This is a genomic window from Pseudomonas sihuiensis, assembly GCF_900106015.1.
Taxonomy (GTDB): Bacteria; Pseudomonadota; Gammaproteobacteria; order Pseudomonadales; family Pseudomonadaceae; genus Aquipseudomonas; species Aquipseudomonas sihuiensis.
In genome coordinates this window covers 3,898,413-3,922,811 of sequence record NZ_LT629797.1, presented here as the reverse complement: position 1 = coordinate 3,922,811, position 24,399 = coordinate 3,898,413, and the positions used below count along the sequence as shown (strand labels likewise).

General features: G+C 62.8%; 16 protein-coding genes. 13 read left to right on the top strand and 3 right to left on the bottom strand.

All coding sequences use genetic code 11. The features are described 5' to 3' along the window. Nucleotides 1-176: 176 nt before the first annotated feature. On the top strand, nt 177-2,735 hold the full coding sequence (locus BLT86_RS18455) for a TRAP transporter permease (protein WP_017676130.1): 2,559 nt from the start codon (nt 177-179) through the stop codon (nt 2,733-2,735). Nucleotides 2,736-3,003: 268 nt separating this feature from the next. After that, nucleotides 3,004-4,512, top strand: a complete 1,509-nt coding sequence (locus tag BLT86_RS18450; protein WP_092378812.1) for a uracil permease — start codon at nt 3,004-3,006, stop codon at nt 4,510-4,512. A 1-nt stretch (nt 4,513) separates the two neighbouring features. Here BLT86_RS18450 and BLT86_RS18445 read toward each other — a convergent pair whose 3' ends face one another. Together BLT86_RS18445 and BLT86_RS18440 are read right to left on the bottom strand one after the other, a co-directional pair. Further along, nucleotides 4,514-6,154, bottom strand: a complete 1,641-nt coding sequence (locus BLT86_RS18445; protein WP_092378809.1) for a Na/Pi cotransporter family protein — start codon at nt 6,152-6,154, stop codon at nt 4,514-4,516. Nucleotides 6,155-6,242: 88 nt separating this feature from the next. Next, entirely contained in the window at nt 6,243-7,373 is a 1,131-nt protein-coding gene (locus tag BLT86_RS18440) for a PilT/PilU family type 4a pilus ATPase (RefSeq protein WP_092378806.1), read from the bottom strand. Between the two features lie 187 nt (nt 7,374-7,560). On the opposite strand from BLT86_RS18440, the gene BLT86_RS18435 reads away from it, so the two are divergent. Next, nucleotides 7,561-8,301: a substrate-binding periplasmic protein gene (locus BLT86_RS18435; protein ID WP_092378803.1), complete on the top strand. Its 741-nt coding sequence runs from the start codon at nt 7,561-7,563 to the stop codon at nt 8,299-8,301. A 4-nt stretch (nt 8,302-8,305) separates the two neighbouring features. Here the strand turns inward: BLT86_RS18435 and BLT86_RS18430 are convergent, their stop codons facing one another. After that, the gene (locus tag BLT86_RS18430; RefSeq protein WP_231976619.1) at nt 8,306-9,172 is read right to left on the bottom strand and encodes an AEC family transporter; all 867 of its coding nucleotides are present in this window, start codon (nt 9,170-9,172) and stop codon (nt 8,306-8,308) included. A gap of 107 nt (nt 9,173-9,279) precedes the next feature. Here BLT86_RS18430 and BLT86_RS18425 point away from each other — a divergent pair, with 107 nt between their 5' ends. The 10 genes from BLT86_RS18425 to BLT86_RS18380 all read left to right on the top strand — a co-directional run bounded on the left by BLT86_RS18425 (nt 9,280) and on the right by BLT86_RS18380 (nt 24,258). After that, nucleotides 9,280-9,684: a GFA family protein gene (locus BLT86_RS18425; protein WP_004425315.1), complete on the top strand. Its 405-nt coding sequence runs from the start codon at nt 9,280-9,282 to the stop codon at nt 9,682-9,684. A 236-nt stretch (nt 9,685-9,920) separates the two neighbouring features. Further along, nucleotides 9,921-11,261: an SrfA family protein gene (locus BLT86_RS18420; RefSeq protein ID WP_092378797.1), complete on the top strand. Its 1,341-nt coding sequence runs from the start codon at nt 9,921-9,923 to the stop codon at nt 11,259-11,261. A gap of 69 nt (nt 11,262-11,330) precedes the next feature. Continuing rightward, nucleotides 11,331-14,312 (top strand): virulence factor SrfB, encoded by a 2,982-nt coding sequence (locus tag BLT86_RS18415; protein WP_004425308.1) that lies wholly within the window; start codon nt 11,331-11,333, stop codon nt 14,310-14,312. Then, nucleotides 14,309-17,023: a putative virulence factor gene (locus tag BLT86_RS18410; RefSeq protein WP_092378794.1), complete on the top strand. Its 2,715-nt coding sequence runs from the start codon at nt 14,309-14,311 to the stop codon at nt 17,021-17,023. The genes BLT86_RS18415 and BLT86_RS18410 overlap by 4 nt, the downstream gene beginning before the upstream one ends. Nucleotides 17,024-17,026: 3 nt before the next feature. Then, on the top strand, nt 17,027-18,052 hold the full coding sequence (locus BLT86_RS18405; protein ID WP_092378791.1) for a hypothetical protein: 1,026 nt from the start codon (nt 17,027-17,029) through the stop codon (nt 18,050-18,052). Next, the gene (locus tag BLT86_RS18400) at nt 18,049-20,037 is read left to right on the top strand and encodes a vWA domain-containing protein (RefSeq protein ID WP_092378788.1); all 1,989 of its coding nucleotides are present in this window, start codon (nt 18,049-18,051) and stop codon (nt 20,035-20,037) included. The genes BLT86_RS18405 and BLT86_RS18400 overlap by 4 nt, the downstream gene beginning before the upstream one ends. 10 nt (nt 20,038-20,047) lie before the next feature. Next, entirely contained in the window at nt 20,048-20,761 is a 714-nt protein-coding gene (locus tag BLT86_RS18395; RefSeq protein WP_075750776.1) for an ABC transporter ATP-binding protein, read from the top strand. Then, nucleotides 20,748-21,974 carry an ABC transporter permease gene (locus BLT86_RS18390; RefSeq protein ID WP_039965414.1) on the top strand — a complete coding sequence of 409 codons (1,227 nt, stop codon included), beginning with the start codon at nt 20,748-20,750 and terminating at the stop codon, nt 21,972-21,974. Before BLT86_RS18395 ends, BLT86_RS18390 begins: the two co-directional genes overlap by 14 nt. Continuing rightward, complete coding sequence (locus BLT86_RS18385; protein ID WP_017676116.1) at nt 21,964-23,520, top strand: formylglycine-generating enzyme family protein; 1,557 nt, start codon at nt 21,964-21,966, stop codon at nt 23,518-23,520. Before BLT86_RS18390 ends, BLT86_RS18385 begins: the two co-directional genes overlap by 11 nt. A gap of 45 nt (nt 23,521-23,565) precedes the next feature. Then, a complete protein-coding gene (locus tag BLT86_RS18380; RefSeq protein WP_017676115.1) occupies nt 23,566-24,258 on the top strand; it encodes a hypothetical protein in 693 nt (230 codons plus the stop codon). The last annotated feature ends 141 nt before the right edge of the window (nt 24,259-24,399 follow it).

The following is a 24,399-nucleotide window of genomic DNA, read 5'->3' as shown; positions in this document are numbered from 1 at the left end:
GCTCGGCCATGCTGCTTTGTAAACACCCTCTTTGGGCCCTGTCGGCCAGCCGGTCAGGGCCGTTCGTGATGCGTCGCCAGGCGCGTCACTCGATTCGCTTCTAGTGTTAAACAAACCCGCAGGCTCAGGCCCGCGGGTTTTGCCGTTTTCCGTTTACTCAAATGCAGGTTCGCCCCATGCATGACAAGCAACTTTCCACCGAGGAACTGATCGCCCAGGATGTCGGCGCGCGCACGCCCGTCGGCTCGATGGCCCAGGTGATCACCGGCCTGGCCCTGCTCTGGTCGCTGTTCCAGCTGTGGATCGCCTCGCCACTGCCGTTCATCTTCGGTGTCGGCGTGCTCAACGATACCCAGACCCGTGCCATTCACCTGGCATTTGCCCTGCTGCTGGCGTTTCTCGCCTACCCGGCGTTCAAACGCTCGCCGCGTGATCGCGTGCCGCTGCTGGATATCGCTCTAGGCCTGGTCGCCGCGGCCAGTGCTGCCTATCTGTTCATTTTCTATCAGCAGTTGGCCCTGCGCCCCGGCAGCCTGACCACAGGTGACCTGGTTACGGCCTGCATCGGTATCCCCCTGCTGCTGGAAGCCACGCGCCGTGCTCTTGGCCCACCCCTGGCGATCATCGCCCTGGTGTTTCTCGTTTACAGCCTGGCCGGCCCCTATATGCCGGGGATATTGGCGCACCGTGGGGTCAGCTTCAACGCGTTGGCCAACCACCAGTGGATCACCACCGAAGGCGTGTTCGGCATCGCTCTGGGTGTATCCACCAGCTTCGTGTTCCTCTTCGTGCTGTTCGGCGCGCTGCTCGAGCGCGCCGGTGCTGGCCATTACTTCATCCAGCTGGCGTTCAGCCTGCTCGGCCACTTCCGTGGTGGCCCGGCCAAGGCGGCGGTGCTGGCTTCCGGCCTGACCGGGATGATTTCCGGCTCGTCGATCGCCAACGTGGTGACCACCGGTACCTTCACCATTCCGATGATGAAACGCACCGGCTTCTCTTCGGAGAAGGCTGGTGCGGTGGAGGTGGCCTCCTCGGTCAACGGCCAGATCATGCCGCCGGTGATGGGGGCTGCAGCCTTCCTGATGGTCGAGTACATCGGCATGCCCTATGTCGAGATCATCAAGCACGCCTTCCTGCCTGCCGCGATTTCCTACATCGCGCTGCTCTACATCGTTCATCTTGAGGCGCTCAAGCTCGGCCTGCAGCCCATTGGCGGTCATCAGCCCAAGCCCTGGCTGCGTCGCCTGACCGGTTTCGCCTTCGGTGCAGCGCTGATCAGTGGCCTGTCGCTGGCGGTCTACTACGGCCTGGGTTGGCTCAAGCCGGCGCTCGGTGAATATGCCCTGCCGGTGATCGGTGTTCTGCTCGCAGTGGTCTACCTGGCGCTGCTGAAAGTCGCCGCTAGCGTGCCGGTACTGCCGCCGGAAGACCCCAACGCGCCGCTGGAAGAGCTGCCGCAGACCCGCGCGGTGCTGCTGTCCGGCCTGCACTTCCTGCTGCCGGTGGTGGTGCTGGTCTGGTGCCTGATGATCGAGCGCCTGTCTCCCGGTCTGTCGGCCTTCTGGGGCAGCGTGATGCTGATCATCATCCTGCTCACCCAGCGCCCGCTGCTGAGCTGGATGCGCCGCGATGGCAGCCATGACCACGGCAGCTTCATCGATGGCGTGATTGATCTGCGCGAAGGCCTGATCGCTGGCGCCCGCAACATGATCGGTATCGGTATCGCCACGGCGGCGGCGGGCATCATCGTCGGTGCGGTGTCGCAGACCGGCGTTGGCCTGGTGCTGGCCGATCTGGTCGAGCTGCTGTCGATGGGCAACCTGCTGCTGATGCTGATCCTGGTGGCGGTGTTCAGCCTGATCCTCGGTATGGGCTTGCCGACTACCGCCAACTACATCGTGGTGTCCAGCCTGCTGGCGCCGGTGGTGGTGGCGCTGGGGCAGCAGAACGGCTTGATCGTGCCGCTGATCGCGGTGCACCTGTTCGTCTTCTACTTCGGCATCATGGCCGACGTAACGCCACCGGTGGGGCTGGCCTCGTTCGCCGCGGCGGCGGTGTCCAAGGGCGATCCGATCAAGACCGGTATCGTGGCGTTCTTCTACAGCCTGCGTACCGCTGCGCTGCCGTTCCTGTTCATCTTCAACACTGACCTGCTGCTGATCGACGTCGACTTCTGGCACGGCGTGATCATCTTCATCGTGGCGACCATCGCCATGCTGATATTCGCTGCCGGCACCCAGGGTTTCTTCCTGGTGCGCAGCCGCCTGTACGAGAGCGTGTTGCTGCTGCTGGTGGCCTTCACCCTGTTCCGCCCCGGCTTCTGGATGGACATGCTGCACGACCCCTATCAGGAGGTGCCGCCGGCCGAGCTGGCGCAAGCGCTCGATGGGGTAGAGGACGGCAGCTCGCTGCGCCTGCGCATTCTCGGCGAGAACGCCGTGGGCGACCCGCGTGAGTTCACCGTGCTGCTGCCGGTGCCGGATGGCGCGTCGGGCCAGGCGCGCCTGGAGAAGCTCGGCCTGAACCTCTATGAGGAAGGCGACAAGGTGCTGGTGGACAGCGTCACCTTCGGCAGCCTGGCCGCTGATGCGGGTCTGGAGTTCGATCAGCAGATCCTCAGCGTGCGGGCACCGACCGACCGCTGGATCAAGGAGCTGATGTGGATTCCGGGCTTCCTGCTGTTCGGTCTCGTTGTGCTGCTGCAGCGTCGCCGTCAGGTCGCGCAGACCGCATAACCTAGCCTGGCAACTGACAACAAGGCAGCTTCGGCTGCCTTGTTCGTTTATTGACCATGCCCCCATTTGTGTAGGAGCGGCGCCCCGCCGCGAACCCGGGCGGCGCCGACCCAAAAGCTTCGCCCCGGGGCGGGGCCCCTACGCAAGAGGGGATTTGCGAAGCCTATCTGACAGGCATTGAGCTTCGGCTGCCTTGTTCGTTTATGCCCTCGCGGCGGATTGCTAGACTCGCCGGCCTGACCACTCAGACAACAAGGACGCAGCCAGCATGTCGAAGCCGCGCGTGCATTACCCCTGGTACAAGAAGGAAGATACCGACGCCTTCTTCGCCCTGTTCCAGAACAACATCGCCAATTTCGTGATCATCGCCATCAGCATGCTGGGCATGGGTTTCCCTGCCGAAATCGTGTTCGGCCAAGTGCTGCCGGGGGCGGCGGTGGCGGTGATGGCCGGCAACTTCTACTACGCCTGGAGCGCCGCGCGCCTGGCGCGCAAGGAGAACCGCGCCGATGTCACCGCGCTGTCCTACGGCATCAGCACGCCGGTGATGTTCGTCTTCCTGTTCGGCGTGCTGCTGCCGGCAAAGAACCTTACCGGCGACGCCGAGCTGGCGTGGAAGGTGGCGGTGGCCGCGTGTTTCATCAGTGGTCTGATCGAGGCCGCCATCAGCCTGATCGGTGGCTGGGTGCAGCGCCGCCTGCCGCGCGCCGCCATGCTCGGCGCGGTGGCCGGTGTGGCACTGACCTTCATTGCTGGCGAGATGCTGTTCAAGACCCTGGAAATCCCGGTGATCGGTCTGCTGGTGCTGGCCATCACCATCGTCGGCCTGGTGGCGCGGGTAAGCATGCCGTTTCGCCTGCCGGCTTCGCTGTTCGCCATCGTCGTGGGCACGGCGCTGGCCTACCTGATCGGCGCCGCCGATAGCGGCAAGTTCAGTGATGCCTTCACCCACCTGGGTTTCTACCCGCTGTTGCCCAATCTGGCCTGGTACGAGGGCCTGGGCCTGCTGTTCACCAGCATGCTGGCGCTGATGACGGTGATCCTGCCGATCACCCTGTACAACGCCATCGAGACCATGAACAACGTCGAGGCCATGAGCGCCGCCGGTGACAGCTACAGCGTGCGCGAATGCCAGGCCGTGGATGGGCTCGGTACCTCGCTCGGGGCGCTGTTCGGCGGCGTGTTCCCGACCACCGTTTACATCGCCACCGTGGGTTCGAAGTGGATGGGCGCCAGGCGTGGTTATAGCCTGCTCAATGGCGCGGTGTACGGATTGGCGACCATGTTCGGTCTGATCGCCTTCATCGCCGCGCTGATTCCGGTATCGGTGGTGGCGCCGATCCTGGTGTTCGTCGGCATGTCGATGATCGCCACCGCGTTCAATAGCAACCACGCCCGTTACTACCCGGCCGTGGCGCTGGCGATGCTGCCGTACTTCGCCAACTACCTGGCGACCCGCTTCAACCGTGGCGCACCCGAAGTGGTCGAGGGCATTTCCAGCGCCATTGGCGCGCTGGGGCAGGGCGCCATGTTCAGCGCCATCCTGCTGGGCGCGATGTGCGTGGCGGTGATCGATCGCCAGTTCCGCCAGGCCACCACCTTCGCCCTGGTGGCGGCGGCCATGGCCTTCGTTGGCCTGATGCACGCGCCGAAGCTGGCGTGGTATGCCGCGCCGGACTTCGTCCACGGTTATCTGCTGATGGCGCTGTTCTTCGCCTGGTACGCCTGGCGCGGCGTCGAGCCGGCCGAGCCCGAGCGCGTGACCGGCGCCGACTGAGTCACTCGCCGCCTTCGAGCTTGAGGGCGCCGGTTTCGCCGCCCTCGAGCACCACGTAGGCGCTGGCGCAGAACAGCGAGTTGAGTCGCTTCATGTCGGCGATCAGCTCCAGGTGCAGGGAGCTGGTTTCGATGCTCTGCACCACTTGACGCTGCAGACGGCCGATATGGGCGTGGGCCAGGCGTCGCTCCTGCGCGCGGAAGCGGCGCTTCTCGCGCAGCAGCTGGCTGGCGCTGGCGTGGTCGGCGCTGAGGAAAACGTTCAGCCCCAGGCGCAGGTTGGCCATCAGTTGTCCGTGCAGGCTGGTGAGCTCCTCCAGCCCCTTTTCGGAGAAGGCCCGGCGTTGCGCGGTCTTCTCGTTCTGGATCTTGCCGAGCATGCGCTCGATCAGATCGCCAGCCTGCTCGAGGTTGACTGCCAGCTCGAGAATCTCTGCCCAGCGCCGGCTTTCGTGCTCGCTCAGGGCCTCACGGGGGATTTGCGCGAGGTACAGCTTGACCGCCCGGCACAGGCTGGCGACATCGTCATTGAGGCTGCGCAGCTCCTTGTCCAGTGCTGGCTGGTTCTGCTCCAGCACCGGTAGCAGACGGCTGAGCATGGCCTCGATCTTGTCGCCCACGCGCAGGGTTTCGCGCACGGCGTTGGCCAACGCCAGGCTCGGTGTGGTCAGCGCCGTCGGGTCGAGGTGGCGTGGGCGGGCGATGCCGCTGTCATCGGCACGGTCCGGTAGCAACCAGTTGCAGAAGCGCGCCATCAGCCCGACGCTGGGCAACATCAGCACGGCGCGCAGGCTGTTGTAGAGCAGGTGGAAAAAGATCACCAGCTCCGCCGGGCGCCAATTCAGGCTGTCCAGCCAGTCGGCCAATGGCTGCAGCACCGGCAGCACCAGCAACAGTCCGATCAGCTTGTAGATCAGGCTGCCCAGCGCCACACGACGCCCGGCAGGGTTCTGCAGGCTGCTGGTGAGAAAGGCCAGCAGACCGCTGCCGATGTTGGCACCGATCACCAGGCCGATGGCCACCGGCAGGCTGATCAGCCCGGCACCGGCCAGGGTTGCGGTGAGCAGCACGGCGGCCAGGCTGGAATAGGTGAGCAGGGCGAACAACGCACCGACCAGCGCGTCGAGTAGCAGATCGCCAGTCAATGACGCGAACAGCACGCGAATGCCACGCGCCTCGGTGATCGGCGTGGCGGCGGCAACGATCAACTCCAACGCCAGCAGCATCAGCCCGAGGCCGATGGCCACGCGGCCGAGTTGTCCTGCTCGGGTCTGCCGCCGCGAGAGAAAGAAGATCACCCCGAGAAAGATCAGCAGCGGGCTGAGCCAACTGAGGTTGAGCGTCAGCACGCGTGCCATCAGCGCCGTGCCGACGTCGGCGCCGAGCATGATCGCCAGGCCCGGCGCCAACGCCATCAAGCCCTGGGCAACGAAGGAGGTGACCAGCAAGGCCGTGGCGTTGCTGCTCTGCACCAGCGCCGTGACGCCGATGCCGGCGACGAACGCCAGCGGTCGGCGGCCGATGTTGTGGCTGAGCACCTTGCGCAACTGCGAGCCGAACACGCGCAGGATGCCGGTACGTACGATGTGTGTGCCCCAGACCAACAGGGCAATAGCTGACAGCAAATGCAGCAGGGTCAGCATGAATCGGCCCCCCTGAAAGACGGCCGATGAGGAATTATGGTTTCGGCCTGTATAGATGAGCATCGGCCGAAATCGCTGATAAAGCCAGTCAACCGTCGCGCAGCACCTTGAGTTCGGCGTCGTCGGCGGAGAAACCGCGCTCGAGTTTGAACTTGAGGCTGAGATCGGTCCGCGAGTCGGCGAACTTGAGCGCTTCGGTCAGACTGATACGGCCGGCTTCGAGCAGGGCGAACAGGTGCTGGTCGAAGGTCTGCAGGCCCTGTTCGGAAGCCCGCGCAGTGGCCTCGCGCAGCTCCTCCAGTTCATCTCGCTGGATCAGGTCGCGGATATAGGGCGTGCCCAGCATCAGCTCCACCGCCGCCACGCGCTTCTGTTCGATGCCGGGCACCAGGCGCTGGCCGACCACCGCGAGCAGGTTGTGCGCGACGTCGGCCAGTACCTGCTTGCGAGCGTCGTCGGGGAAGAAGCGAGCGATACGTTCGATGGCGTGGCTGCTGCTGGTGGCATGCAGGGTGGCGACGCACAGGTGGCCGGTTTCGGCATAGTGCAGGGCGTGCTGCATGGTGGCGGCGTCGCGGATCTCGCCGAGCATGATCACGTCCGGCGCCTCGCGCAGCACGTTGCGCAGGGCATCAGCGAAGCTGTGGGTATCCAGGCCGACTTCACGCTGGTCGATGATCGAGCGCTGATGTCTGTGGAGAAACTCGATAGGGTCTTCGATGCAGACGATATGCCCGCTCTTGTGGCGGTTGCGAAAATCCAGCATCGCCGCCAGGGTGGTGGACTTGCCCGAGCCGGCCGCGCCGGTGACCAGGATCAGCCCGCGGTCCTGCATGGCCAGTTTCTCCAGCAGCCTGGGCAGGCCAAGTGCCTCGAAGCTGGGGATCTCGCTCTTGATCAGGCGCACCACCATGGCCACTTCGCCGCGCTGGTAATAGACGTTGACCCGATAACGCCCGGCGCCCTGCAGGCCGACGGCCAGGTTCATCTCCAGGTCGCGTTCGAACTCGGCGATCTGCTTCTGCGTCATCAGTTGATAGGCCAGCTGCTGCACCTCACCGGCCTTCATGATGCGCTGGCCGACGGGCTGGCTATGCCCTTCGACCTTCATGTGCGGCGGCGCGCCGACGCTGAAGAACAGGTCCGAGCCGCCGTGCTGGTGGATCAGCTGCAGATAGGGGAAAACGTCAGGCTGATCGTTGGCGTTGGTGTCATTCATCGGCTTGCCGCATCTCGTTCGTGTTGCGACAAGAATAGACGGCGCCCTGCCCAGCCCGTTGCTTCGTATCAAGAGAACAGCATGAATTGTCGCCCTATAGCCTGGTTGCACTGGACAGCCGTGCTTGTGAGAGCAAGAGTCAATGATCGGAGCAGCAAGGCGATTGCGCGCCAGTGACTGGAGATTGATGGTGGGATTATGGGGGGCGGCTCTGCTGAGTCTGCTGTTGTGCGTATCGGCGCGAGCGGAGGTGCTGCACCTGGCTACGGGCGATGACTATGCGCCGTTCACCGGCAAGGCATTGCCTGGTCAGGGCATGCTCACCCAGGTGGTGCGGGCTGCGCTGGCCGAGCAGGGGGCGGCAATCACACTCGACTGGCTGCCCTGGAACCGCGGTTACCTGAAAGCCAAGCGCGTTGAGTACGACGCCACCTTTCCCTACATCCGTTCTGCCGAGCGCGAGGCGGAGTTTTTCTACTCGGCGCCCATTTATGTGGCCGAACCATACATCTTCAGCCGGGCCGGTGATCACATCGAGCTCGATGATCTGCCCGCCATGATCGGCCGGCGACTCTGCTATCCGCTGGGCTGGCAGCCACCGGCGGCGATCCAGCAAATGGTCGAGCAGGGTGTGCTGCGCCGTCATTCTCCACTGGGTCTGCAGGAATGCGCACGGCTGCTGCTGCTCGAACGTGACGACCTGTTCATTGCCGACCGTAACCTGGGGGGCAGTGCTTTGCACAGTGCTGGCGCTGAACTGGCGCAGTTTCACCGGTCACGGGTGCCGTTTCAGAGCAGTACGCTGCACTTCATCGTCTCGCGGCAGCACCCGCGTGCTACCGAGTTGATCGAGCGCTTCAATCGTGGGCTCGAGGCGCTCAAGGTACGCGGAGAGTATCAGCGGCTGATCGAGAGTTACGCGCAGTAGCCGTTCACGCCAGCATCATCATGATCGCCACCAGACTTCCTGCTGCCAGCAACGTCTGCAGGGTGATTATGCCGGCCATCAACTGGCTGTCGCCGCCAAGTTGGCGAGTCAGCACATAGGCCGTGGGGGCGGTGGGCAGAGCAAAGAACAGCACCAGCACTGCGCTCTCCATGGCCGGCAGGGCCAGTGCCCAGGCCACGCACCAGGCCAGCAGCGGCATCGCCAGCAGGCGCAGGGCGCTGTTCCAGGTCAACGCCGGGATTTCTCCGCCCAGTTGCTCTGGCTTGAGTGCGGCACCCACACAGAGCAGGCCCAGCGGCAGGCTAGCAGCAGCCAGCAGGTTGAGTAGACGGTCGCTGCCACCCGGCAGGCCGATACCCGTGAGGTTGAACAGCGCTCCGCCGACGCAGGCGAGGATCAGTGGGTTCTTGATGATCGGCAGCAGCAGGCTGCGCGCGCTGACGCCACGTTCGGCGGTCAGCGACCACACCGACAGCACGTTCACCGTCGGCACCATCAGGGCCAGCATCAGTGCGGCGAGGGTCAGCCCCTCCTGACCGAACAGGCTGCCGACCGCGGCCAGGCCCAGGTAGGTGTTGAAGCGCAGGATGCCCTGAGTGAAGGCGCCAAAACGCCCCGCCGGCCAGCCACGCAGGCGCCGCACCAGCAGCAGCGCCAGCCAGGCGATGCCCAGGCCGAGCAGCACCGCCAATGCCAGACGCGGCAAGGCCGGATTGTTCAGCGGCGCACGGGCCAGGCTGGAGAACAGCAGGGCAGGGAACAGAATGAAGTAATTGAGGCGCTCGGCACCCGGCCAGAAAGCCTCGCTGGGGAACTCGCGCAGGCGCAGCCAGTAGCCGGCGACTATCATGGCGAACAGCGGCCACAAGGCCAGCAACAGGTCTATCACGGGAACCCCCGGTGGTGGTGAGCGCCCATCTTGGTCAGCGGCGCGGGGCAATGCAAGGCGGAGGCAAGATGAAGGTCGAACATCAGGGCGGCTGCCAGTGTGGTGCACTGCGCTATCGGATCAATGCGCCGCTGACGGATATCGCGCACTGCCATTGCTCGGTCTGCCGGCGCAGCAGTGGCGGCATTCTCACTACCTGGGCCACGGTACCGCGCCAGGCATTTCACTGGCTGCGCGGCACGCCGAAGGCGTTCGCCTCATCAGCCAGCTGTACACGCTATTTCTGTGCGGACTGCGGTGCACATCTGGCGCTGCTCACTTCGCTCAGCCCGGATACGCTGGATGTAACCGTCGCCACGCTGGACAAGCCGGAGCAAGCCCCGGCGGATCGGCATATCTGGGTGAGCAGCCGGCTGTCCTGGTTGACGGTCGATCCGCAATTGCCGGAAGAGTGGCAAGAAGAGATAGATTAGGTAGCTCAACATAAACGCATAAGGGATCGATTCAGAGTTAATCGCAGATTGATTTTTGCGCCGAAAAGCATTCCCATGAAGCGATGTCTATGTCACATTTCGAAAAATTAAGTACAGCTAACGTTTGAATACAAAAGGCTTTTTAGCCTTGCTGACTGACGCGATCTTCCAACGTCATTTGGAATGATTGTGCCGTAATTTCTATTTTCAGATGGCCAGGGAAAGGATGACCGCACATGTCAGGCGCATTGCTCCGCACGGGTAACCTTCAGGAATTCAAGGCGCTGGGTGTCGATGGTCAGCCGGTGTACAGCGCCGCGCTGCAACTGCGCGAGGCCATTCGCCTGAAGATGGGGCGCGAAGCCTCCAGCTGCCTAGCCATTCCGCAGCCCAACGAAACCGGTGACCGCATCGATTGGTACGCGCCTGCAGAGGGCGACGTGATCCCCTGGTCGGCGGCCACGGTTGAGGAGCGCGCGAATGCCTATGCTCAGCTTGAGGTGATGCACGCCAAACTGGGTGCTACCAGCGAAAGCATGCGTGCTGACGCGCAGAACCGGGAAAAGCAGATATTCGGTCGCCTGCTGGAAAAAACCATTCACTTTCCCGACAGCGACCATGTCTACCTGGTCGATGGCAAGCCCGTCATCACCTTCTGGGGGTTCACCGATCACGCGGGAACCTATGATCACGACCCGCTGTTGTGTCTGCGTCCGCCTGTGCCCAGCGCTGCGCCAGTAGCACCGCTCGCGCCGCCCCCGCTGGCCGCCGCCGTGCCGGTTGAGGTGGTGAAGAAGTCGCGTTGGTGGCGCTGGCTGTGGCTGTTGCTCCTGCCACTGCTCCTGCTGTTGCTGTTGTTCTTGCTGCGCGCCTGTGCGCCAACGGTCGAGTTGCCACTCGGCCTCGATCGCATCGATCTGCCGGGATTGCCGGTGTATGAGCGTGATATCGGCGTGTTCGGTCGTGGTGGGTCGGTCGATGGTGCCGGGTCGGGTGCTGCTATCGATGGTCAACTGCCGGACGGACAGGAGTCTCCCGCTGCCGAGCAGGAGGAGGGCGCTGCTGCACACGACGAGCCCGATGCACCGGGCGAAGAACCGCCGCCGTCCGCGCCTGAGGATGCAGCCGCTGAGGAGCCATCTGCCGAGCCGCCACAGGAGCAGCAGGAACCTCGCAAGCAACCGGCGGGACGGGACGTACCACAAGACCTGAGCATTCCCCCGCAGGCACTGGAAACCGGCTCCACTGAGTTCCTCAACGGTAACTGGAAAGCGGGTGCCGGTATTCAGGATGCGCAGACCGGCAAGCCCATGCAACTCGACTATGACTTCAAGGATGGCAAGGGGCAGGTCAAGGTGCGACGTGGTGATGGTGTCGAGTGCTCGGGTGCGGTGAATGCCGCGATGCAGGGCGGCAAGCTGGCGATCAGCAACCAGGGGCAGGCTGCCTGCAACGATGGCAGCAGCTACAAGCTGCCGGAAGTCGTGTGCAGCCCGGATAGCCGTAGCGCTGCTGACTGCACGGGTAGTTATGAGAACAAGCAATTCCCCATGTCCATGAGGCAGGGCGTCGAGTAACAGGCCCTTGAAATTCCAGGCAGTTCCAACGGCCTGCCACGACCCGAGAACAGGGCGGAAAAACGCATCATGTTTCCAGAAAAGACCGACTACGAAGATAAGATCACCCTGATCATGGGCAGCGGTGTCCAGTTCCTGGATTTCGCCGTGACCCTTGAACTGCGCCGCGAACTACCTGGCGAGTTCGTGCGCCAGCGCAACGATGGCCCGTTGGCGCGGCTGATGTTCGATGAACGCAGCAACAGCTTTTTCCATCCGGCAGCCCCGGGCAGTCCTGTGAGCCCGGCCTACAGCGTAGCGGTCGACCAGTCGGTGCGTCTGCTCAAAGGGCTCTGGCTACCCTTGCCATTCTTTCGCTTCAGCCCACCTCGGCGTTTCGACGATGGCCCGTCGAACTGGGCGCGTATGCGTATCATCGAGCTCAAGGAGGGTGAGGATCCAGATGGTCATACTCACCGGGTGACCCTGGCCTTCGATACCAAAGTATTCGCCAGCCGCAGCGATACCGCCTATCTGGCGCCGACCAGTGATGATGTGCGAGCCGGCGCGGCATTTGCCCTGGCACATCAGGCCGACGAGATGGGCTGGTTCCTCGACCTGGCCTGGGTCGATGGCTGGCTACGCGAAGTGTTCACCGAGCAGGCGCAACTGCCGCCGATACGCATGCAGCTCGATGACATCGAGCACGAGTGTCAGGAGCTCTATCATCAGGCGCATTACCTCAACGTGCTGCACCTGCTCGGTACGGCGTTGCCGGTGCCGGAGCTCAAGGTGGTGTCCAACCGCGATAGCGACCTGCACAAGGCGATTCCGGTGGACATGGTGCTCGATGTCGGCAACTCGCGCACCTGCGGCATCCTGATCGAGGATCACCCGCAGGAGAACGATGGCCTGAGCAAGCGCTATGAGCTGGAACTGCGTGACCTGACCCAGCCCGAGCACGTTTATCCAGAACCTTTCGAAAGCCGTATCGAGTTCGCTCAGGCGGTATTCGGCAAGGATCACTTTTCGGTGCAAAGTGGCCGTCGCGAGGCCTTCCAGTGGCCGACCATCGCCCGCATTGGTCGCGAGGCCGGACGTCTGGCCAGTCGTCGGCGTGGAACCGAAGGCTCGACCGGCCTGTCCAGCCCGAAGCGTTACCTGTGGGACGAGGACAACTATGAGCCGGGCTGGCGCTTCAACTGCGCCTACGTCAAATCCGAAAGCGAGCCGCACGCCACTGCTGCGCCAGTCGCCGGGTTGATCAACGAGAAAGGTCAGGCGCTCTACAGCCTGCCCTTCGACGAACGCATGCCGGTGTTCCACCCGCACTATTCGCGCAGCTCGTTGATGACCTTCATGCTCTGCGAAGTGCTCGGCCAGGCATTGATGCAGATAAACAGCCCGTCGCAGCGTCTGCGCATGAGCCATTCGCGCGTGCCGCGCCACTTGCGCTCGATCATCCTCACCGTGCCGCCGTCGATGCCCAAGCCCGAGCGCGAAATCTTCGCCAAGTGCATGGAGCAGGCCATCGGCCTGGTGTGGAAGAGCCTTGGCTGGCACCCTGAGGACGATCCGATCAATATCAAGGACGCCAAGAGCCGCGAGACCGCTTGGCCATTCCTACCGGAAGTGCATGTGCAGTGGGACGAGGCCACCTGCGGCCAGGTCGTCTACCTGTTCAACGAAACGCAGAATAACTTCGCCGGTCGTCCGGAGGAGTTCTTTGCCACCATGGCGCGTCCGGATCAGCCGCACAAGGATCGTCTGACCATCGCTTCGATCGATATCGGTGGTGGCACCACCGACCTGGTGATCACCGAATATCGGCTCGATGATGGCGTGGGTAGCAACGTCTATATCACCCCCTCGCAGCGTTTTCGCGATGGTTTCAAGGTCGCCGGTGACGACATCCTGCTCGACGTGATCCGCCAGTTCGTCCTACCGGCATTGGGCTCGGCGCTGCGTGATGCGGGTGTCGACAACCCTGATGCGCTGCTGTCCAAGCTGATTGGCAGCGAGCCGCTGGCCGTGCAGGACGCCGTGCTGCGCCAGCAACTGACTCTGCAGTTGTTCAGCCCTATCGGTCTGCGCTTGCTCAAGGCCTACGAACAATATGACCCGCTGGATGCCGGCACCCTGGTCAGAGGCACTTTCGGCGAACTGCTTGGCGACGAGCGCCCCACCGACGATGTGCTTGACTATTTCAGCAGTGCCGTACGCCGCCAACTGGGTAACGGCAGCGAGCCGTTCGATTTGCTGGCGACAACGCTCAACGTCAGTCTGCGGCGCATTCACGAGGCGTTCATCGGCGATCGCATGAACATCGGCAAGACCATTCAGGCGCTGTGCGAAGTTGTCCACAGCTACCCCTGCGATGTGCTCCTGCTCACTGGGCGTCCGTCGCGTCTGCCCGGTGTGCAGGCGCTGTTTCGCAAGCTGCTGCCGTTGCCGCCGGGACGCATCCTGCCGCTCAACCAGTACCGCACCGGTGGCTGGTACCCGTTCAACAAGCTCGACCGTATCGAGGACCCGAAGACCACGGCTGCAGTCGGCGCCATGCTCTGTCTGCTCAGCCGCAGCCTGCGGCTGCCCAACTTCTTCTTCCGTTCGGCGGCGTTCAAACCCTACTCGACGTTGAAGTTCCTCGGTCTGATCGACAATAACAACGTGATCAAGGACGGTAACGTCTACTTCCGCGATATCGATCTCGACGACCCCGAGTACGAGCTGCCCGAGTTGACCTTCGATATGCGCGGCACCATGCGCCTGGGCTTCCGCCAACTGGCCAACGAACGCTGGTCGGCAGCGCCGCTGTACATCCTCAGCATCGAGAACCAGAAGCTGCGCGAGCAGGTCGCTTCCCAGGGGCTGGTGCTCAAGGTGCGCCTGGGCATCAAGCCTTCGCGCAATCCGGCTGAAGGCAGCGAAAGCTTCGAATTTCTTGGTGCCGAATCCAACAGTGGTTCGGTCAGCCGCTCGCACATTCGCCTGCGCCTCAACACCCTGTCCGACGCCGGGCTGGGTGAATCCCAATATTGGCTCGACAGCGGGAGCGTGTTTCGCAAATGAGTAACTCGCCTGAGCAACTGACCCGACACTGGGCCGCCATCCATACCGGTGCCGGCGAGGCGATCCGCTGGATCGGCGACGTGCGCCGCAGCGCGCCACGCCTGGATAACGAAGCGGACGACCTGATCCTCAGCCTGCGTCGCGTGCGCAATACCGCCCGACGCCTGGGCGGCGTTTCCGGCCTGCCCATGACCGTGGGTTTCTTCGGCCTGTCCCAGGCCGGCAAGTCGTACCTGATCTCGACCCTGGCTGCCGGTGCCAACGGCAAGCTGGAGACTGATTTCGGTGGCAGTCGTCTGGACTTCCTCACCCATGTCAATCCGCCGGGTGGAGGCAAAGAGGCCACCGGCCTGGTCACCCGTTTCAGCCGTACTGCGCGCCCCGGCCCGGACGATTTCCCGCTGGAGCTGAAGCTGTTCGGCGAAGTGGAAGTGGCCAAAGTGCTGGCCAACTCCTTTTTCAACGACTTCAACACCGAGAAGGTGTCCTATCGCTTCGACGAAGCGGCCATCCGCCAACTGCTCAAGGAACTCGGCCAGCGCCGCCAGCTCAAGCCGGTGCCCGGAGTCAGCGAGGACGACGTGGTGGCCCTGTGGGACTACCTGCAAGGCAGTTTCCCGGCGTCGCTGAGTGGTCTGGCTGGGTACTACTGGCCCGTGGCCGTGGAGCTGGCGCCCTGGCTGGCGGTGGAGGATCGCACCCGGCTGTTCTCGATCTTCTGGGGTGAGATCAACGAGTTGAGCGAGGCCTACCAGAGCTTCGCCAGAACCCTGGGCAGCTTGGGTAACGCCGATCGCGTATTCGCTCCGCTCGATGCCCTGGTGCGGCAGACCGACAAGGGCCTGTCGCAGGCCGACAGCATCATGAACGTCGACATGCTCGAGCGCTTGGGCAAGGACAGCGACAAGCGCATCGGCGTGCGCCCATTCATCGACGGCGAGCTGCGTGCGTCGGTCGAGCTGTCCCTGGCGCAACTAGCGGCACTCACCGTCGAGTTGGTGTTCCCGTTGGTTGAGCCTACTAGCGAGCCGCTGTTCGAGCAGGTCGACCTGCTCGATTTTCCCGGCTATCGCGGCCGCTTGTCGGTCGAGTCGTTGGATGACGTGCGTCGCGCGGTGAGCAGCGACGAAGCCAGCCCGGTGGCGCAACTGATCCTGCGCGGCAAGGTTGCCTATTTGTTCGAGCGCTACACCGACAGCCAGGAAATGAACGTGCTGATCGTCTGTACGCCATCGAACAAGCAGTCCGACGTCACCGCTGTCGGTCCGGTACTGACCCGCTGGATCGACAAGACCCAGGGCGCCAAGCCCGAAGAGCGTGCTCTGCGTAAGCCGGGCCTGCTGTGGGCCATCACCATGTTCGACATGCGCATTGGTAGCGACTTGGACAAGGGCGAAGACTTGCTGCGCCTCGGTTGGGGTAGCGGCGGCATGATGAAGATGACCATGCTCGAACGCTTCGGCCAGTACACCTGGCTGCAGGAGTGGACGGCCGGTCAGCCCTTCGATAACACCTTCCTGGTGCGCAAACCGCGCATGAAGGTGACCTTCCTCGACGTGCAGGCTGGTGAAGAGATCGGTATCAACGCCGCTGCCGAGGATTCGTTGGGGCTGATGCGCAGTACCTTCGTCGAAGACGAAACTGTACAGCGCCACGTCAACCAGCCGCAGCAGGCCTGGGACGCGATGCTGGAGCTGAACGATGGCGGCATGGGCCGTATCAGCCAGTACCTGCGTGGCGTGGCGCTGCGCGAGGTCAAGCTGGGGCGTATTCGTGAACAGCTCGATGATGTACTGCATCTGCTGGAAAACCGGCTTGGCCACTGGTATCAGGCAGAAGGCGCCGGCGAGCTGGAGAAGAAGCGCAAGATCGCCAAGCAGATCTTCGACGCGGTCTGGCCGCGGCGCATTCTGCTGGGTGAACTGTTGCAGAGAATGCAATTGCCTGACGATCTGGTTCGGGGTCTGTACCTGCGCGCCGATGACGAAGAACCTACTGCTCTGGTGAGCGATAGTGGAAGCAGCGGTGTTGTGAGCGGGGGGGCGCTCAACCTGGGTGATGACCTGGGACACGACGATGGTTTTGATCTGTTCGGCGACAGCGAGTCGGCGCCTCGCTCGTCGAGCAATGCCTTACCGCTGCGCTCCAGCGGTAGCGATGCACGTTTCGCCCAGGCCGTACTGCGTGAGTGGATAAGCCACCTGCGCCACCTGCCTGAAGACATGCGTCTGATGACCTATCTGGGCTTCTCCAAGCCAGCGGTCGAGGCTCTGGTTGATGAGCTCATCACCGGCGCTAGTCGCCTCGACCTACAAACACGCCTGCTGCAGGCCATCGTCAGTACCGAGCAGATTGGCACCAAACGCGAGCAGCTGGCCGGACGTCAGGTGCTCACCGCGAAAACCGTGCTGGGCGATTTCATCGGCTGGCTAGGGTTCATCGAGTCACCGCAGGAGCAGCGTCCCGACAGCCGCATCGAGCGTGGCGCCAAGCTATTCCAGGCGCCGCCGGTTATCTTCCCCGGCAAGTTGCCGGAACTGCCGGCGCAACCCCTGGAACACACGCGCAACTATGTCGGCGACTGGCTGGTGGCGTTGGCCAAGATCGCTGAAGACAATGCCGGTCACAGTGCCGGCCGAGAAATCACACCGGAGCAGAACGAGGCGCTGGGCAAGGTGCTCGCCACTCTGCATGCGGATCGGACGGAATAAGTCATGCTGAGAATCGAACTGAAGGCTGCGCAGAGCGGCCAACCGGGTCATGGAGAGCTGACCGTACATGGTTGGCAGGAGGGCAGTGACGCCCTCGAACTGACCGTGCAGCGCAATCAGGATGGCCGCTACCTCGGTGAAAACGGCGAATGGGATACGAGCCCATCCTGGCACGCGCTCGGTGGCTTGCATCTGGTCGATGAAAAACTCAGTGGCGAGGTCGGCCCCTGGCTGATCGACCCACTGATGCTTGATCCTCAGATGGCCTACATGCTGCAACTGCGTAACGAGGACGGCAGCGACAAAGGGGTGCTGCGCATCCTTGGCACCATTCTGTCCTCCAAGGCCGCGGGCAACTCGACGCATGACGAGAAGAAGGTTGAGCGCAAGGCCGAGCCCGAGCAGGACATCGTACCGGTTGTTCCAGAAGTACTGCCCGAGCCACCTGCGCCTGCGTCTGAGGTGATTTCAGCACCCGTGTCCGAGCCCTTGGTTGTCGAAGCGCCGTCTGCTCCACCACCTCAGATCCCGGTGGCAAAGAAAGGCAGCAAGCTGCCACTGATCTTGGTCACCGTACTGCTCATCCTGGCCCTGGCAGTTGCGGCCTGGTGGTTCCTGCTGCGTGCGCCGTCGACCGATATCACCCCAAGCGACACGCCGGCTCCAGTGGTAGGGGCGATGGCCGGGTGCAGTGCGCAAGCCCTGTCTGATGCCAGGGAGGATTTATCTTTCATCCAGGCCTGCCTGAAGTCCAATCCATCCAGCGAACAGGTGCTGGAGGTGATTGCCGTTGCCAAGGATGCCAAGCGCTGTGGCGTGGTGCAGCGTCTGTATGCGCACAAGGCGCAGTCGGGCGATGCCGCCATTGCCTATGCCTATGCCCGCGAGTACGACCCGGCGCATTACTCCAGCGGTGGTTGCATCGAGGCGGCTGACGCTGAAACCGCGATGTATTGGTACGAGATTGCTGTGAACAACGATCCGGACAATCAGGATGCCAGCCAGCGGCTGGAGGAGCTGAAGAAATGACCATGCTCACCGCCCCAGGCGCCAAGCTGTTGTTTGCCGGCCTGCTGCTGAGCGCAGCAGCGCCACTGATGGCGGCAGACAAACCGCTGCTGCAGGAAGGCAAGAAGACCCTCTACCAGCGCGTGCTGACCACGCCGACCTGCCAGCTTGGCGATAGTGCTGGCGCTAGTGGCGGTAAGATGCAGCCAGCATTCACCCGCTTTTACGTATACCAGCGTGAGCAGGCCGGCAACGCCGAGTGGCTGAAGGTCGGCCCTGACAGCTATGGCAAGACCGTCGGCTGGATCAAGGGCGACTGCGCCGTACCGTGGAAGATGCAGATGACCCTGGCCCTGACCAACCCGGCTGGTCGTGATCCGCTGCTGTTCTTCCGTGACAAGGACAGCCTCGAACAGCTCTTCGCCAAGGACGACCCGGCGCCACTGCTCAAGCCGATTCTGGCCAACATGAAGGCCAAGGGCCGTGATCCGGCTGTGGTTGCCCGCGAGCCGGATTACGCGGTGGATCTGGCGAAGAACTTCTATCTGTTGCCGGTGCTGGAAGCAGAGGAAACCTTCACCGAGAAGGGTTTCCAGGTGCGCCTGCTCAACGTCGCTTCGGTGAGTGAGGCGGAGTCGGCCGACAAGCAGAGCGCGGACAAAAACGCCAAGGCCGATGCCAATACGCTCAAGGGGTTCAGCGCCGCCGTGGTGTTCGTCATCGACTCGACCATTTCCATGGGGCCGTACATCGACCGTACCCGTGAGGCGGTAAAGCGTATCTACGACCACGTCGAGCAGGAAAACCTGCTGGATCAGGTCAAGTTCGGTTTAGTCGCCTACCGCTCCAGCACCAAGGAAGTGCCCAAGCTTGAATACGTCAGCAAGATGTACGTCGACCCGAGCACGGTCAAGGACGGTAAAGACTTCCTGGCCAAGGTCGCCGAGCTCAAACCGGCTACTGCGTCCAGCAGCAGTTACGACGAAGACACCTACGCCGGCGTGATGCAGGCGCTGGATCAGGTCAAATGGAATGAGTTCGGTGCACGCTACATCGTACTGGTTACCGATGCGGGCGCAGTCGATGGTGACAGCAAGCTGTCGTCCACTGGCCTGAACGCCGACCAGGTGCGTCTGGAGGCCAAGTACCGTGGCGTGGCGATCTACAGCCTGCACTTGAAGACCCCGAGCGGTTCGAAGAACCATGCTTCGGCCGAGGCGCAGTACACGGATTTGTCGACCAACGCTTTCCTCAATAAGCCGTTGTACTACCCGGTGGATGCCGGAAACGTCGAGAGCTTCGGCAAAATGGTCGACAGCCTTGGTGATGCCATCACTGCACAGGTCAAGGCGGCCTATCGCGGCGACATGGCGGCTGGTAGCGCGTTGGGTGCCGATGCGGAGTACGCCAAGGCGAAATCCGGCAAAGGTGGCGATGCCGCTTTGGCCGAGGATGCCGAGTTGCTCGGACACGCCATGCGTCTGGCCTACCTCGGCGAAAAGACCGGCGCCAGTGCGCCGCCGGTGTTTCAGGCGTGGATCAGTGACCGTGACTTCGTGCGTCAGGATGTACCCACTACCGACGTGCGTGTGCTGATGACCAAGAGTCAGCTCAGCGACCTTAGCGATGTGGTCAAGCAGATCGCCGATGCTGCTAACGAAGGCCTGATCTCGCCCAGCGACATGTTCGAGCGCCTGCGTTCGGTGGCCGCGACCATGGGCAAGGATCCCAACCAGCTCAAGGACAAGACCATCAAGGTCGCCGACATGGGCCTGATGGCTGAATACCTTGATGGCCTGCCTTATCTCAGCGAGGTGCTCAGCCTCGACGAGGAAACCTGGAAAGGCATGGAAGGGCTTGAGCAGGAGAAATTCATTCGGCGCCTGAACACCAAGCTCAAGTACTACCAACGCTACAACGCCGATGCCGACCGCTGGGTATCCCTGGCGCCGGGCAGTGACCCACGCGAGCACGTTTACCCGGTGCCGCTGGAGGCTTTGCCTTAGGACTTGGGTCATGTTGCATATCGAGGACATGCGCATTCGCCGGGGTAGCGACTACCAGATCGTCTTGCCGCGCCTGATTCTTGGCCGTGGCGAGGTGGCGGCAATCACCGGCGCCAGCGGTTGTGGCAAGAGCACGCTGCTGGAAATGATTGGTCTGATCCTGCGTCCCGATGGGCTCGGCCAGTTCCGTCTGGGAGATGCCGATGGGCTGGATGTTGCCGCGCTGCTGCGCGATGACCGCCAGGCGCAATTGGCTGATATTCGCGCTCAGCGTTTGGGCTTCGTGTTGCAGAGTGGCGGTCTGCTGCCGTTTCTCAGTGTGCGGCAGAATATCGAGTTGCCCCGGCGCATGCTCGGTCTACCTGGCAAGAGCGAGTTGGTCGACGAGGCCATCTCTCGTCTGTGCCTGCAACCCTTGCTGGGCAAGCTGCCGGCGCAACTGTCGATCGGCGAGCGCCAGCGCGTATCTTTCGTCCGCGCGATCGCCCATGAGCCCGACCTGCTGCTGGCCGACGAGCCGACCGCAGCGCTCGATCCTCTGCAGGCGCAACGCTTGTTCGAGCTGATCATCGAAATCGTCCAGCGTTTCCAGATCGCCGCGTTGTTGGTTACCCACGACTGGGATCTGGTGCGCGATTGTGCGATCCGCAACATCGTCGGCACGCTGCAGGGTAGCGCCGTCGATGCCAGCGCCGACGGCACGGTGTTCCATGACGCGGCCTGAGACTCGCCCCCGTCTGCGTTTGCTGATCGAATTGGCAGCGCGTGACCTGTGGCACGACCGCAAGGTGTCGCTGTGCATCGTCGCCTCGCTGGTGGCGGTGATCGCGCCCCTGCTGCTGTTGTTTGGCCTCAAGCATGGCGTGGTCTCGCAGCTCAATGATGAGCTGCTCAGCGACCCGCGCAACCTCGAAGTGCGCATGCTCGGCAACTATGACTTGGCCGGCGGCTGGTTCGAGCGTTTGCGTGCCCAGCCCGGCGTAGGCTTCGTCATCCCGCTGACCCGTTCGCTGAACACCCAGGCCGACCTGCAGCGCGACAGTCAGCATTTTGTCGCTAATGCCGAAGTCATCCCGACAGCCAGTGGCGATCCGTTGATCGCCGCTTTGCCGTCGCCCGCGACGTTGGAGCAGGTACTGCTCAGCGCCAGTGCGGCGAGCCGACTCGGCGTGCAGGTCGGCGATACGTTGCGTCTGCTGGTGCTGCGCAAGCTCGATGGCAGTAACGAGCGTGGCGAACTGACGGTGACCGTGGGTGGGGTGCTGGAGAACAGCGCCTTTACCCGGCCGGCGGTGCTGGTGCACCTTGATCTGCTGGTGGCGATGGAAAATTTTCGCGATGGTTATGCCGTGCCGATGTTCGGCTTCCTCACCGGCGAGGTGGCGCCGGTGCGCGAGCGCTATGCCCGTGCGCGCATCTACGCCCGGGGCCTGGATGATGTGGCCAGCATTGCCAGTTGGCTTGATGGCGAGCGCATAGAGAGCAGCACGCGGGCGCGTGAGATCGAGTCGGTCAAGGCCATCAGCCATGTGCTCGGCCTGATTTTCGCGGTGATCGCCTGGACCGCGGTGATCGGTTGCGTGGCCTCGCTGGCCGGGGCCTTTCTCGCCAATATCGACCGCAAGCGCAAGGATCTGGCGCTGTTGCGTCTGCTTGGTTTTCAGCGTTCGGCTGCTGGCGCCTACGTGATGGTTCAGGCGGCGCTGCTCACCTGTTTGGCTTTTGCTTTGGGCTACGCTGCCTACCTGGTCGGCAGCCATGTATTCAATACGGCGCTGGGCGCCAACCTGGCCGACGACGGCTTCGTCTGCAAGTTGGAAAACATTCATATTTTGCTGGCCTTCGCCAGTGCATTGCTGATCGCCATCGTCGTGGCGGCTGTAGGAGGGTTTCGTGCGATCCATATTCAACCGGCTGAAAGCCTGCGTGACCTCTGAGCAGGCCTTGCTGGCAGCGGCGACGTTGCTGGCGCTGGGCAGTCTGCCGGCCCAGGCTGCTTGGGAGGAGAAGTACTACAACCCCAAACCGCTGGCCGATGACGTGATCCTGCCGATGCCGTGCGAGGGTTCGTTGGTGCTGCGTAAGGTACAGGTTCCAGTCGCCAGCCCGATGGGTGACTATGGCGTGACCCTCGGTCAGGACAGCGACGAGTGGGGCTACATCGAGCAGGCCCGCCCCAGCTATATCGCCGGTAGTTTCACCGTGCAGAAACCGGAACCGGGGCGCTATTACCTGCTGGCCAAGTACGAGTTGAGCGAGCTGCAATACCAGGCCGTGATGAACGATACCTGCCCGACGCCTTCGACCAAGCTGCGCCTGCCGCAGGTCGGCGTCAGCTGGTTCGACGCCACTGCCTTTGCCGACAAATACAGCCTGTGGCTACGTAAGAATGCCGCTGCCAAGCTGCCCAAGGAGGATGGCGCAGCGGGCTTCCTGCGCCTGCCGACCGAGGCCGAGTGGGAGTTTGCCGCACGTGGCGGCATGGCCGTTTCCCAGTCCGAGTTTCGCGATATTCGTTTCCCCACGCCGGATGGTGGGCTCGGTGCTTATGCGTGGTTCGCTGGTGCGCAGTCGGCCAATGGCAAGCTGCAACTGACCGGTTTGCTCAAGCCAAATCCGCTGGGCCTGCATGATGTTCTGGGCAACGTCGATGAGATGCTCTTCGAACCCTTCCGCCTGAACAAGCTCGATCGCCAGCACGGCCAGGCTGGCGGCTATATCGTGCGTGGCGGTAACTACCTGACGCCGCAGGCTGAGCTGCGCACCGCATTGCGTCAGGAACAGCCTTACTACGCCAGCGCTGGCGAGCAGAACAAGCTCAAGACCGGCGGTGTGCGCCTGGCCCTGGTGGCGCCGGTGTTGACCTCGCGCGAGCGCATCAAGCAGGTCGAGCAGGACTGGAAGAAACTCGGTACTCCGGCAGCGAGCAAGGCCACAGGCAGCAAGGACAACAAGGATCCGGTCGCGGAAATCGCCAGCATCGCCAGCGGCGTGCAGGATGACGCGCTCAAGCAGCAACTGGAAAAGCTGCGTGGCGATCTGCGTGCCAACACCCAGGCACGTGACGAGCAACGCGACCAGGCGATCCGCTCCGAACTGCAATTGGGTGCTTTCCTCTGCACCAAGCTCAAGGACGACGGCATGTTCCTCGATACTCTGGAAGGCAACTACAAGCGTAGTTGTGGAGCAGGTGAAGATGACCAGATGAGCCGCTGCGATGCACGCAAAGAGCAGCTCGAAGGTCATCGCAAGGTGCTCGACTTCATGCTCAACTACTATGCCGACACGGTGGTCAGTGGTGCGCTCAACTACACCTCGGCCACCGTCGAGCCGCAAGTCAGTGTGGTGGCTCAACAAATGGCGGCGCGCAGCAAAAGCAACCTGCGCAGTTACCTCGACACCCACTGGAAGAATCTGAATAGCTACATGAAAAGCGGCAAAGTGGCGCGCAGTCAGTGGCTGGAATCCTGTAAATCCATTTAAGCGAAGGGCATGGACATGAAAGCAGTAGCGTTGTTGGATCAGCGGATGAAATGGGTCGTTCTGGGTCTCGCTCTCGTATTGACTGGCTGTCAGACCACCGGCACGACGCCGGCTGCCAATCAGGCGCCGGTCGACCCACGGCTGGCCAACAGCAGTTCGGCGCAGTTCTTCAGCAAGTCGGGTTGGCAAGCCTGTGCCGGTGGCGCGGTGGTCGGCATGCTCGCCTGCCAGCTGGGTAACCCGAGCAAGAAGGCTCAGTGCATGGTCGCTGCCGGTCTGGCTGGCTGTGGCGTGGGCATGGGCGCCAACTACTATCTGGATAACCAGCGCAGCCAGTATGCCAACGCGGAAGACCGTCTGGATGCGACCATCGCCGACGTGCGCAAGGACAACCAGGAGCTGCAGATGCTCAGCGATACCGCGCGTAGCGTGATCGCCGATGACAAGCGCAAGATCGAGCAGATCAAGCAAGACATCGCCGCCAACAAGGTGCAGAGCGCCCAGGCGCAGAAGCAGCTCGCCGAGATCGATGCCAACACCGCCTACCTGAAGAAATCCCTGGCCGACGTACGCTCCAAGCAGCAGGAGTGGACCAAGGTTGCCGCCGCCGAGCGCAACAATGGTGCCCGTACCGATACCTTGGATGCGGAGATCGGCAAGATGCAGAAGCAGATCGCGCAACTGGAGTCGGAAATCGACCAGCTGTACCAGCAGCGTTCTTCGATCCGGCTCGGTTAAGAGTCTGTTCGCGACCTGAACAGACTCCGGGAAACTCTCGGTCAACATGACAGGTAGGGTGCGCTATGCGCACCTTTACCGATCTTTTCGGTGTGCGCGGCACACTCTGTAGCGACAGCCTAATCAGGCTCCAAGGAATAC